General features: G+C 59.8%; 10 protein-coding genes. 7 read left to right on the top strand and 3 right to left on the bottom strand.

The genetic code is table 11. The features are described 5' to 3' along the window. The first annotated feature begins 126 nt into the window (after positions 1–126). Both C0039_RS18470 and C0039_RS18475 read left to right on the top strand, forming a co-directional pair. Positions 127–1,644: a phospholipase D family protein gene (locus tag C0039_RS18470; protein ID WP_101518917.1), complete on the top strand. Its 1,518-nt coding sequence runs from the start codon at positions 127–129 to the stop codon at positions 1,642–1,644. A gap of 32 nt (positions 1,645–1,676) precedes the next feature. Continuing rightward, the gene (locus C0039_RS18475) at positions 1,677–3,566 is read left to right on the top strand and encodes a DUF3604 domain-containing protein (RefSeq protein WP_101518918.1); all 1,890 of its coding nucleotides are present in this window, start codon (positions 1,677–1,679) and stop codon (positions 3,564–3,566) included. A 16-nt stretch (positions 3,567–3,582) separates the two neighbouring features. On the opposite strand, the gene C0039_RS18480 is transcribed toward C0039_RS18475, so the two are convergent. Beyond that, complete coding sequence (locus C0039_RS18480; protein ID WP_101518919.1) at positions 3,583–5,304, bottom strand: DUF885 family protein; 1,722 nt, start codon at positions 5,302–5,304, stop codon at positions 3,583–3,585. A 179-nt stretch (positions 5,305–5,483) separates the two neighbouring features. Between C0039_RS18480 and C0039_RS18485 the strand changes: the two genes are divergently transcribed. Then, entirely contained in the window at positions 5,484–5,921 is a 438-nt protein-coding gene (locus C0039_RS18485; RefSeq protein ID WP_232334949.1) for a glycine zipper family protein, read from the top strand. Positions 5,922–5,941: 20 nt separating this feature from the next. Here the strand turns inward: C0039_RS18485 and C0039_RS21440 are convergent, their stop codons facing one another. Next, positions 5,942–6,064 carry a hypothetical protein gene (locus C0039_RS21440; protein ID WP_279304949.1) on the bottom strand — a complete coding sequence of 41 codons (123 nt, stop codon included), beginning with the start codon at positions 6,062–6,064 and terminating at the stop codon, positions 5,942–5,944. A gap of 208 nt (positions 6,065–6,272) precedes the next feature. On the opposite strand from C0039_RS21440, the gene C0039_RS18490 reads away from it, so the two are divergent. From C0039_RS18490 to C0039_RS18500, 3 genes are read left to right on the top strand one after another with little or no spacing between them, the layout of a single operon-like run. Next, entirely contained in the window at positions 6,273–7,496 is a 1,224-nt protein-coding gene (locus C0039_RS18490) for a saccharopine dehydrogenase family protein (protein ID WP_076000177.1), read from the top strand. A 38-nt stretch (positions 7,497–7,534) separates the two neighbouring features. Further along, a complete protein-coding gene (locus tag C0039_RS18495; protein ID WP_101518920.1) occupies positions 7,535–8,800 on the top strand; it encodes an acyl-CoA dehydrogenase family protein in 1,266 nt (421 codons plus the stop codon). Beyond that, positions 8,800–10,188: a phosphotransferase family protein gene (locus C0039_RS18500; RefSeq protein WP_101518921.1), complete on the top strand. Its 1,389-nt coding sequence runs from the start codon at positions 8,800–8,802 to the stop codon at positions 10,186–10,188. The genes C0039_RS18495 and C0039_RS18500 overlap by 1 nt, the downstream gene beginning before the upstream one ends. A 60-nt stretch (positions 10,189–10,248) precedes the next feature. Here C0039_RS18500 and C0039_RS18505 read toward each other — a convergent pair whose 3' ends face one another. Further along, positions 10,249–10,689, bottom strand: a complete 441-nt coding sequence (locus C0039_RS18505) for a hypothetical protein (protein ID WP_101518922.1) — start codon at positions 10,687–10,689, stop codon at positions 10,249–10,251. 62 nt (positions 10,690–10,751) lie between these two features. On the opposite strand from C0039_RS18505, the gene C0039_RS18510 reads away from it, so the two are divergent. Beyond that, complete coding sequence (locus C0039_RS18510; protein ID WP_076000181.1) at positions 10,752–11,855, top strand: PQQ-dependent sugar dehydrogenase; 1,104 nt, start codon at positions 10,752–10,754, stop codon at positions 11,853–11,855. Positions 11,856–11,904: the final 49 nt, after the last annotated feature.

Here is an 11,904-nt window from a genome sequence, read left to right on the forward strand (position 1 = left end):
GGTATGAGTCATTCTCGCGTAGGAATGACATCGGCTTCAGGTAGCGATGTATCTGGATGCACTTTCACTAGATAACGGTCTGGGCTCAACTTGTTTCAAGTAAAAGTCTGCGGTAGAAAAGCACTGATGCGCGCACTACTATGCACCGCGTTGCTCACGCTCGCCGCCTGCGCCAGTGCGCCCTTCGATTATCCCAAAACTGAATCCCACGCCGTGCCACCAGACTCGACGACGGCAATGGGTGAGGCGGCTCTCGCCTGGCAGGAGGAACACGGAGACAAGGCTGGGCTGTTGGGGCTTTCTTCCGGGGTCGACGCACTGGGTGCACGCCTGCGCATGCTCGAGCTGGCTCAAAACACCGTTGATGCCCAGTACTTCATTCTCAAAAAGGATCGGGCGGGGCAGCTTTTTTCTGGCGGGCTGCTGGCGGCAGCAGACCGCGGCGTAAAGGTGCGCCTGCTGATAGACGATATCTTCTCACCGGGTGTTGATGAGGCCTTCACCATTCTCAGCAGCCATCCCAATATTGAAATACGCATATTCAACCCGCTGTCCCGGTCACTGAGATTCAGCAGTTACCTCACCGATTTCGCCCGCATCAACCGACGTATGCATAACAAGTCGTTCACCGTGGACAACAGCTTCAGCATTGTCGGTGGTCGCAACATCGGCGAGGAGTATTTCGAGCTCAAGCAGGATGTGCAGTTCGACGACTACGAGGTCATGGTAATGGGCGCGGTGGTGGAGGATATCAGCGCGGGTTTTGACGCGTTTTGGAACAGCCAGCTGTCTGTGCCCATAGAGGCATTTCAAACCCGGGTGGACCCGGAAACGCTGGCCGAATGGCGGGTGCTGGTCAACAAGACCCTGCAAGGGCAGCGCACGGGGCTTTATGCCACCGCACTCAACAGTCGGTTATTGGAGGACCTGCGCAGCGGTAAACTGCGCCCTGTGGTGGCCGACACCACTCTATATACCGACACACCCGAAAAAATCAGCGCCGCCATGGGTGATAGCGAGCAAGCCATACTGGTGTCGGAGCTTGCCCGTCGCCTGCGTGCTGCAACCGATCAGGTGATCGTGGTCACTCCTTACTACGTGCCACAGAAACTCGGCGCTGAAGTGATGGAGGAGTTGCTCGGCAAGGGGGTGAGGGTGATCGTGGTGACCAATTCCCTGGCCTCTACCAACCATGTTCCGGTTCACTCGGGCTATGCACGCTACCGTAGACGTTTGTTGCTGGCCGGGGCGGAGTTTTATGAAATTCGCGCCGACAGCGCTATTGCCGAAAATGATTGGGGCAACACACCGGAAAAGAAAACGCTGCATTCCAAGGCCACGGTTATCGACAGGCAGACTATTTTCATTGGCTCCCTGAACTTTGATCCTCGCTCAATCTATATCAACACAGAGATGGGGCTTTTCGTTGACTCCCACGAGGCGGGTGGTACGTTTACCGATGAGCTGCTAAGGAATCTGCCTGCCGCGACCTGGAAGGTGGACCTCGACGAGCGAAATAAGCTGCGTTGGACCTACGACAACGGCGCTGATCGCGAGGTGGTATACAAGGAACCCGGTGCCAGCTGGTGGCGTCGCTTTCAGGTCGGGTTTTATCGACTGCTCCCTATCGAGAGTCAGCTATAAGGCCCACTCTGCTACGTATTAAGGATAAAAATATGACCCGCATAATATCCCTTCTCACTGCGTTATTGCCTCTCTCTATTTGCGTTGCACAGGCAGCGCCGGAAAATACCTATTCGCCCTACGCCGGGCGCGACTACCCCACGCAGGTTTATTTCGGCGACACCCATCACCACACATCCAATTCCGGCGATGCGTTTATGAACGGTGATCGCCTGACCCCGGAGATGGCCTACCGCTTCGCGCGTGGCGCCGAAGTCGTGTCTTCAACAGGGGTGCCGGTTCGACTCTCCCGGCCCATGGACTTCCTGGTGATTTCCGACCACGCCGAAGGGCTTGGCGTCATTATGGAGGTATATAACGGCAACCCACTGTTCATGCAGGACGCCACTCTCAAGCGCTGGAGCCAGGCGATGAAGGAAGGCGGCAAGGCCGCTGCCGACAGCATGAATGAGCTGATTTCCGCGCAGGCGCAGGGCACACTGCCGGGCGTGATCCAGGACCCCGCAACGGTGGGCCCGGTTATCAGGTCGGTCTGGCAGCAATACACAGAAACTGCGGAGCGCTTCAATGAGCCGGGTCGCTTCACCGCCATGATCGGCTTTGAATGGACTTCCGTTCCCGGCGGCAACAACCTGCACCGCAATGTGCTGTTTCGCGATGGCAAGGCGCGTGCAGACCAGGTGCTGCCTTATTCGTCCTGGCAGAGCGAAGACCCCGAGGCGCTGTGGGCGTGGATGGCAAACTACGAAGAGAAAACCGGCGGCAGCCTGCTGGCGATTCCCCACAACGGCAACCTGTCCAACGGGCGCATGTTCGAGATAGAAACCTTCGACGGCAAGCCGCTCACGGCCGACTATGCCCAGCGCCGGCAGCGCTGGGAGCCCTTGCAGGAAATGATGCAGACCAAGGGCGCCAGCGAAACCCACCCGACGTTGTCGCCTAACGACGAGTTCGCCGACTTCGGGCTGGCCGGCTGGGAATATGGCAACCTGACGCTGGAGGACAGCCTCGAGACGCCGCAGATGCGTCCCACCATGTACCTGCGTGCCGGCTTGCAGCGCGGCCTTGAGCAGGAGCGTGCGCTGGGCACCAACCCGTTCAAGTTTGGCTTTATTGGCGGAACCGATGTGCATAACTCGCTGACCTCCATAGAAGAAGACAACTTCATGGGCAAGCATGTGGTGCAGGAGCCGCGGCCCGAACGCTGGGAGCATGTATCCAAACAGGGCTTCGGCAAAACCCGGTACACCTGGCACTACACTGCAGCGGGCTATGCCGCGGTGTGGGCGCGGGAAAATACCCGCGAAGCGTTGTGGGATGCCATGCGCCGCAAGGAAGTCTATGCCACCTCGGGTTCGCGCATGACGGTGCGCTTCTTTGCCGGTTGGGATTATGACCAGGAAGACGCTTTGTCGCGCGACGTGGCCGCTGCCGGTTACGCCGGCGGCGTACCAATGGGCGGTGATCTCAAGGGCAGCGAACGCGGCGCCAGCAAGGCACCCCATTTCCTGGTTTCCGCCCTGAAAGATCCGATATTTGGCAACCTTGACCGTATCCAGATTGTTAAAGGCTGGCTGGACGCCAGCGGCAAAACCCACGAGAAGATCTACGACGTGGTCTGGGCAGACGCCGATCGTCGCGCCATAGGCAAAGACGGCAGGCTGACGCCGGTGGGGAATACTGTCGATGTGGAGCGTGCCACCTGGGCTGACAGCATAGGCGAACCCGGTCTTACCACGGTCTGGGTTGACCCTGATTTCGACCCGTCACAACCGGCGTTTTACTACGCCAGGGTGATCGAGATCCCCACACCCACCTGGATGGCCTATGACCAGGTGCGTTACGGCATCAAGATGAGCGAAGACGTGCCCATGGTCCACCAGGAGCGCGCCTGGACGTCACCTGTCTGGTATACGCCTTAGTGGCGGTAAGCGCGGCCTACGCCGCTGCGCTCCCAAGCGCCGTCCCCAGCTCGTGCTCAAACACGGTACGCAGCTTCGCCACCGGCATATTGCCGGATTCCAGGTAGATGCGGTGGAATTCGCGGTCCTGCTCCAGCGCCGACAGTTTGTCTTTTGTCGCCGCCATAAAGTCGCGTTTCAGGTCCCACACCAGGCGGTTGCCCACCAGGTAGCTCAGGGGGTAGCCGCGCTCCTGTGAGTACCAGTTCAGCTCGCTCTGGGCCCGACCCGGGGTGAAGCCGGTTGCGGCGATCAGCAGGCTGGCGGCGTTCACAAAAGGGTCTTCGCTGTCGGTGCTGACGTCATAGCCGATATCCAGGTAAGACGTGTCACCGGTCATAAAGTACAGGTCAATGCCGACCCGGGCGCCGATACGACTCAGGTCCAGCTTGGTAACAAAGCGCGCTTCATCGGTCAGCTCGCCCATCAGGCCCTGGTCCAGCACGTAGTCCTCCAGCATGGTGGTCCAGCCTTCGGCGTGCTCGTTGGCGTTGAAGGTGCGGCGCACGATAGACGCGTGCATGGTGGCAGTCGCCAGCTGCAGGTGGTGCCCGGGAATACCCTCGTGCACCATCATCAGCGGAATACCCAGCTCTGTGTGTTCAGCCAGCAGCTCCTGGCTGAGCGTGAGGTAGACCATGCTGGTGCGCGTACCCTCGCGCAACGCCGGCGGTGGCATCATGGCGCCAGCCGGTATCATCGGCCGCATGAAGCCCGGTGTCTGGATGATATTCATGGACTGGCCGTCGGGTATGGGGAACAGCTCGCGCTCTTTCACGAAGGTTTCCAGTTCCGCCGCCACCTGTTTATAGCGGGTGATTACCTGTTCGAAATCACCCCCTTCTACTTTCACCGCATGGGCCTCGGCCAGGTAAGTCTGCAGTTGCTGTGCAGTGGTGGCCGGGTCCAGCCCATACTTTTCTACCAGTTTTTCCCGCAGCGACTCGATCTGGTTGCGCGTGCTGCTAACGAACTCCCGCGCCACCTGGTGAATATCTTCCAGCGAGAGTTCTATGCCCTTGGAGGCGACAATAGACTCCGCCGCGTCGCGCCCGATGTGGAAGTGGGTGGTGGTGGGCAGTTGTTTCAACTGCGCCTGGTATTGCGCTATCGCCTGGTTGGCTGTGTCTATGGCCGCGCCCAGTTCATCCAGCTGCGCATAGGACTCGTCGCGTGCCCAGTCGAGAATGCTGGCGAAGAACTCGGGCAGCCCGGCAATGGACTCACAGTCTATGTCCACCCAGCGGGCGACTGGGGTATCCAGCCTGCCCAGCATGGCTTGCAGGTAGGCGGGTACTTTTTGCAGGCGCGCCAGAATGTTATCCAGGCGGTTTTGTGCAGGGCGTGGGTCCAGGGTCACCAGGAAAAAGATGCCGGAACTTATCTCCTCGCCCGCATCGGGCAATTGCTGCGCCTGCAGCCTGCCGTTGAAGGTCAGGCTGGCATCCTGTGCATACTGGCGCGCTGTCAGGGCGATCAGCTGGGTGTCCAGCTGCTGGTGGAAGTCAGTCAGGCTGGGGTAAAGTGCCTCGGCCTGCGCCACGATTTGTTCAGCCTGGCGCTGCAGTGCAGAGAGCGCGGCCAGGGAAGGGTCCGGCAGATCATCCAGTTTTTGCTCAACACCCATCTCAACGCAGGTGTTGGGGTTTTCCAGCAGCAGTTCCAGGTAGGCGTCGCCCAGTTGTTGGAATTGACTCATTGCTCGCTACTCCAGGTTGGTGTCAACGCGCCCATACTAGTGCGCTAACATGGATAAATACAGTGCTGGCCGCTACGGCCATGCCCTGTGGCGTGGCCAGTGCGTCAATGCCCGTTTGCCCGCCGTATTGGGCTACACTTGTGAACAATGACTGAGGTTAGTGACAGAAGGTTGATGCGATGATGGAAAAGGCAATATTCATGGGCGCGCTGGCAACCTGCCCTACGCGGGAGAAAACCAGAATTTCCGGCATGGCATTGCAGCGCGCATCCCTGGTTACGGTACTGACCCTGGCGTTGGGTGCGTGTACCACCACCGACGAGATTATTATCGACAAGCAGGGCGTGGACATGTCGCGCTATGACCAGGACCTGGCTGAGTGCAAAACTTACGCCAGTGAGGTGAAAACAGGGAACAAGGCAGCCAAGGGCGCGGTGTCCGGCGCGGTGGTGGGGGGTTTGATCGGCGCCGCCGTGGGCAATAGCAGGGACGCTCAGCGCGCTGCCGGCGCGGGCGCCGTTACCGGCGGTGCGCGCGGCGTGAGAGAAGGCGAGCAAACCGAAATACAGGTGGTAAAACGTTGCTTGATTGGTCGCGGGTACCGGGTGCTCAACTGACCTGCAAGCAACGCTGGCCATCACTTAAGGGCCTGGACTCCGGTAGCCACCGCGACGGCCCTGGGTTCGTCGGCAACAGCGATCTTCGCGCCGATCAGTCCACACATGATCGCGACAAAAACAAACGGTACAAACTTCTTCATAACACTCTCCTTTGAGTCATTGCCCACCTTTCTGAGGCTTGCCCGTTATTCTGGGGCTTGAGCCGTCGATAAAGCATTGCCACGCGCGACATGTGCATGGCACGCAGCGACAGTGTCTCTGCCAGGAACAAAGGAAAGCGTAATTTAATTGCAGGGAGCCGAAGCTCCTTACTTCACGTACCATAGGCAATTTTCCAGGGACAAGATCATGCGTGACTACGATATCGTGCTGTTCGGAGCCAGTGGCTTCACCGGCCGCCTGGTGGCGGAATACCTGCTGGAGGCCTACGGCCAGGACAAGGGGCTGCGTTGGGCTATTGCCGGGCGCAACGAGGAAAAACTGAAGGTGCTTGCCCGGGAGTTGGGCGCGCCGAACCTGCCGGTGCTGGTAGCGGACAGCGACGACCCGCAGGCACTGGCCAGCCTGGCAGCCTGCACCACAGTGGTATGTACCACGGTAGGTCCCTATGCACTCTACGGCAGCGCATTGGTCGCAGCCTGCGTTACTGCCGGTACGCATTACTGCGACCTCACCGGCGAAGTGCACTGGATGCGTGAAATGATCGGTCGGCATGAGGCCGCGGCAGTCGCCAGCGGCGCCCGCATCGTGCACACCTGCGGTTTCGACAGCATTCCCTCTGACCTCGGCACCCTGTTCCTGCAACAGGCCATGCTGGCTGAACACGGCGTGCCCGCGCAGGAGGTCAAGCTGCGGGTCAAACGCTTCAGTGGAGCCTTCAGTGGCGGCACGGTAGCGAGCATGATTAACATGATGGAAGAGGCCGGCAAGGACAAGAGTTTGCGCAAGGTCATGGCCGACCCCTATGCGCTGCTGCCCAGGGGAAGTCATCGAGGCGACGACCGCAATGACCAGACCGGTGCCGTTTACGACTATCACTTTGGGCGCTGGACGCTGCCCTTTGTTATGGCGGCAATCAACACCAGGGTAGTCCGGCGTAGCAATGCGCTACTGGGCTTTCCCTACGGGGAAGACTTCGCCTATAGCGAGGCGATGCTGGCGCCCAGGCACCAGGGCCGGGTGGCAGCCAAGTTATCTGCGCTGGCCATGACTGCAGGCACTGTATCCCTGGCGATACCGCCGCTGCGTGCCGTGGCGAAGAAGTTTCTACCCGCTCCCGGCGAGGGGCCAGACAGGGAGCAGCGTGAAAAAGGCTTCTTTGATATCTACCTCTATGGCGTTCACCCCGACGATGGTGACAAGGACCTGATTGCCCGCGTTACCGGCGATCGCGACCCGGGCTACGGCTCCACCTCAAAGATGCTGGCAGAGGCCGCCGTCTGCCTGGCAATGGATGAACTGGATTGCGATGGCGGCTTCTGGACGCCGGCGTCGGCGATGGGCGAGACGCTGATACAGCGGTTGGAAGAAAGCGCCGGGCTGACCTTTACCCTGGAAGACGCTACGCCGTGAAGGGCGAAGTGCCAGGATTAACAAGAGGATAACCATGTATGGATTTTACTATTCCAGAAGATATCGCGAATTTTCTAGGTGAACTGGACGCGTTCATCGAGGCCAGCATCAAGCCGCTAGAGCAAGCCGGCGATAATATGCGCTTCTTCGATCATCGCCGGGAAGATGCCCGCACCGACTGGGAGCGTGACGGCCTGCCCAATGCCCAGTGGGAGGCACTGCTTCACCAGGCCAAGCAGCTCGCTATCGAGGCCGGCGTGTTCAGCTATCCCTTTCCCGCGGAGCACGGCGGGCGCAATGGCAGTAACCTGGGCATGGCCATTATTCGCGAGCACCTGGCTGCCCGGGGCCTGGGTCTGCACAACGACCTGCAGAACGAGCACTCCATTGTGGGGAACAACATTGCTCTGCTGCTGATGCTGGAATACGGCACCGATGAGCAGAAGGCCCAGTGGCTGCCCGGATTGAAAGACGCCACCCAGGGTTTCGCCTTTGGCATTACCGAGCCGGAGCACGGCTCGGATGCGACCTGGATGGAAACCGTCGCGGTAAGGGACGGTGATGACTGGGTCATCAATGGGGAGAAAACCTGGAACACGGGGGTGCACATTGCGCACGCCGACATGGTGATGGCCCGCACCTCTGGCGAACCGGGCGATGCGCGCGGCATCACCGCCTTCCTGGTACCCATGGACACCGCCGGGTTGAACGTTGAGGAGTACCTGTGGACTTTCAATATGCCCTCGGACCACGCACGCGTGAGTTTCACCGACGTGCGCGTCCCCGACTCGGCGATATTTGCCGGCGAAGGCAGGGGTCTGCAGGTGGTGCAGCATTTCTTCAACGAAAACCGTATCCGCCAGGCGGCTTCCAGTCTGGGTGCAGCCCAGTACTGCGTGAACGAGGCGGTGAGGTACGCAGGGGAGCGCAAGCCTTTCGGCAAACCCCTGTCGAGTAACCAGGGCATTCAGTTCCCGCTGGTTGATTTGCAGACGCGTTGTGAAATGCTGCGTGCGTTAATCCACAAGACTGCCTGGCTTATGGATCGCGATGGCGCCTTCTCGGTCTCCGATAAGGTGTCGATGTGCAACTACCAGGCAAATCGACTCTGTTGCGAGGCCGCCGATACGGCCATGCAGGTGCATGGCGGCATGGGCTATTCACGTTACAAACCCTTTGAGCATATTTACCGCCATCACCGGCGCTACCGCATCACCGAGGGCACCGACGAAATACAGATGCGCCGGATAGCAGGCTACATGTTTGGCTTTATGCAACAGCAAAAGCCCAAGGGCGTCAGTTGATGCCTGCTGGCGATGGTTTTAACGCCGCTCTGGAAGCGATGTTAGGTACTGAGGTCGCGGGCTTTCGTGAACTGAAGGAATGCCAGCAACTCACCGCCGGAGCCAGCCAGCAAACGTTTCGAATCCTGGTCGATACTGCCAGCGGAGACGCCCAGTTTGCGCTGCGCCGCTGCCCCCCGACCCTGGAAGGCGGGCCCAGCCTTGGCCAGATTGACCTGGCAACGGAGGCGTACCTGCTGCAGCGCTCGGCCGAGGCCGGGATTCCGGTCCCCGCAGTTGTACACGTGCTGGAGGAAGGTGACGGTCTGGGCAATGGCTTCCTCATGGAGTGGCTGCAGGGCGAAACGCTGGGCCAACGTATTGTGCGATCCGAGTCGCTTGCACAGATCAGGCCTCAGCTGGCGCGCCAGTGCGGTGAAATTCTCGCCCGGCTGCATGCGATAGAGGTCGATGCCAATCTGGCCGGGCAGTTGCCCGGAGTCGCGCCTGCGGTACTGGTGCAGGAGACGTGGGATTGGTACCAGGCACTGAACCTGCCGGCTCCGATGATCGATTTCAGCGCGCGCTGGCTGCTCGAGAACTTGCCGGTCAGCTCGCGCAAGACGCTGGTGCATGGCGACTTTCGCAACGGCAACCTGATGATCGATAACAACGGTGTGCGTGCGGTACTGGACTGGGAGCTCGCCCATATCGGTGATCCGGTGCGCGACCTCGGCTGGCTCTGCGTCAACTCATGGCGGTTCGGCCAGGTTGAACGGCCTGTAGGCGGGTTTGGAACAACGGCAGACCTGCTGGCGGGCTACGAGGCGGTGTCCGGTATTCGAGTCAGTGAGGAGGAATTACGGTTCTGGCAGATTTTCGGCTCGTTCTGGTGGTCGGTCTCCACACTGCAAATGGCGGCAACCTGGCGTACCGGCCATACCCCCAGTCTGGAGCGCCCGGTAATAGGCAGGCGCTCCTCCGAGGCGCAGATGGACTGTGTGAACCTGCTGTTTCCCGGTGAATTCGAACTGCCGGCGGCGACTGAGCTGGACCAGGGCACACAGCTGCCCATGCCCGCTGAATTGCTGGAAGGCGTCAGAACTTTTCTGCAGGAGCAGGTTGCGGCGAACGAAAACAAGCACTTCTCCTTCCTCGCTAAAGTCGCGGCGAATTCACTGGGTATTGCACAGCGCGAATTCCTGTTCGGCCCTGCACTCGCCGAGGCGGAACACGGCAGGCTGCAGGCCCTGCTGGGTGACGGCTCACTCGACGAACTGCGCTGGAAGTTGGTGAATGAATTGCGCGGCGGACTATCCCTGGATACCGACGCCCTCGCAGAGCACCTGCGGCAGACGGTGGCCGGGCAATTGAGTATTGATCAGCCCGGATACACGGCATTGCGCTGAGCGCGGCACCGGCCGGTGCCAGACCCTCGCTCACCCTGTCGTTGGGAGGCCAGGATCAGGTTAGGAGCTCACCGCCGGCGGGCGGCTCAGCCGGTGATAAACGTATCCGCCCAGCGCGCCGGCCAGGCCCTGTCCGATGAGTCCCGCGAGGGTGCGGGTCACCGCGATACCGGATACGCCCAACACTGACTTCAAAATAACGTGCAACGCCACCACGGCAACGAAGCCTGCAAGGGTGAACAGTAGAGCCCGCCGCGACGGGATCAAGCGGGCCAGTTGCGCGGCCACGGGCAGCGCTATCAAGAAGGCGACCAGCAGCATCAGCAGGTAGCTGGATGCCATGCCGATGATGTCGTGCCAGGTGGCCCCCAGCCGCTGGGCAAACGAAACCTCCAGGCCAAAGGATTGCACGGTTGCCAGTATCGTCTGGGTAAAGAGAATGCTCGCCAGCAGGTAAGCGATAACTACCGCTGCCAAGAAAGCTTTGAGTAGGCGCAGCATACAGTTCATCCGGGCTCTGAGTTGTGCCTATAATGACGGACAACTGATAAAAGGAAAAGGCGATGAATCATTGTCTGGCCAGGCCATTTAAGAGGCTCGTTGCTGCGGTCGCGCTTTTCTGCCTGGCCGGAGCGGTGTTGGCAGCCGACTATGAGCTGACAACGGTTGCCCGGGATATGGATGAGCCCTGGTCCGTGGCACAACTGCCCGATGGTGAATTCCTGGTGACATTGCGAGGCGGTAAGCTGCTGCGCATAAGCGAGGGGGGTGCTGCCACCGACGTTCAGGGCGCGCCGGAAACCTACTATGCCGGCCAGGGGGGGTACTTCGATATCCTGCTGCACCCTGATTTCAGTAGCAATCACACCGTATACCTCGCTTATGCCCATGGCACACCAGAAGCCAACGGCACGGCGATCATGAAAGCCACATTGGCAGGCGACCGTCTTGAAAATGCGCAGCAGATTTTGCTGGTATCGCCGCTGAAAAATACACCACAACACTACGGCGGCAAGATGCTGTTCCTGCCTGATGGCACGCTGTTACTGACCACGGGTGAGGGTTTTGAATACCGGGAAGATGCCCAGGACCGCGAGAGCGAGCTGGGTAAGATACTGCGTATCAACGACGACGGCAGCGTCCCTGGCGACAACCCCTTCACTGGTGAGAACAGCTCCCGGGTCTGGACCTATGGCCACCGCAACCCACAGGGGCTTGCGCTGGATGACACTACTGGCACTGTCTACATGCATGAGCACGGGCCGCGAGGCGGCGATGAAATCAATGTGGTCAAAGCCGGCAGCAATTACGGCTGGCCGGCAGTCACCTACGGAGTGGACTATAGCGGTGCTTATGTGTCGCCATTCACAGAAGCAGAGGGCATGACACAGCCCCTGCTGTATTGGGTGCCCAGCATTGCACCTTCGGGGATGGCCATGTACTCAGGCGAGCACTTTCCGCAGTGGCAGGGCGACCTTTTTATTGGTGCGCTTGTCGATGAAGAAGTGCGCCGGGTCGATCTGGAAAACGGCGAGGTCGTGGGACAGGAATCGTTGTTCGCCGAGCTTGAATCCCGCATTCGTGACGTGCGTATGGGTACAGATGGACACCTCTATATCCTGACTGACGGTAGTGACGGGCAGTTAATCCGCGTTGCGCCTCTGTAACGCTACTTGAGAGAACCGGCGTATCATGATTACTATCTTTCAATCCCCA

This window comes from Pseudohalioglobus lutimaris (assembly GCF_002866825.1).
In the GTDB taxonomy this organism is placed as follows: domain Bacteria; phylum Pseudomonadota; class Gammaproteobacteria; order Pseudomonadales; family Halieaceae; genus Halioglobus; species Halioglobus lutimaris.

Coding starts and splice junctions, on each gene's coding strand:
- C0039_RS18490 (WP_076000177.1), top strand. CDS start 6,273: ATGCGTGACTACGATATCGTGCTGTTCGGAGCCAGTGGCTTCACCGGC.
- C0039_RS18475 (WP_101518918.1), top strand. CDS start 1,677: ATGACCCGCATAATATCCCTTCTCACTGCGTTATTGCCTCTCTCTATT.
- C0039_RS18505 (WP_101518922.1), bottom strand. CDS start 10,689: ATGCTGCGCCTACTCAAAGCTTTCTTGGCAGCGGTAGTTATCGCTTAC.
- C0039_RS18485 (WP_232334949.1), top strand. CDS start 5,484: ATGATGGAAAAGGCAATATTCATGGGCGCGCTGGCAACCTGCCCTACG.
- C0039_RS21440 (WP_279304949.1), bottom strand. CDS start 6,064: ATGAAGAAGTTTGTACCGTTTGTTTTTGTCGCGATCATGTGTGGACTG.
- C0039_RS18500 (WP_101518921.1), top strand. CDS start 8,800: ATGCCTGCTGGCGATGGTTTTAACGCCGCTCTGGAAGCGATGTTAGGT.
- C0039_RS18495 (WP_101518920.1), top strand. CDS start 7,535: ATGGATTTTACTATTCCAGAAGATATCGCGAATTTTCTAGGTGAACTG.
- C0039_RS18510 (WP_076000181.1), top strand. CDS start 10,752: ATGAATCATTGTCTGGCCAGGCCATTTAAGAGGCTCGTTGCTGCGGTC.
- C0039_RS18480 (WP_101518919.1), bottom strand. CDS start 5,304: ATGAGTCAATTCCAACAACTGGGCGACGCCTACCTGGAACTGCTGCTG.
- C0039_RS18470 (WP_101518917.1), top strand. CDS start 127: ATGCGCGCACTACTATGCACCGCGTTGCTCACGCTCGCCGCCTGCGCC.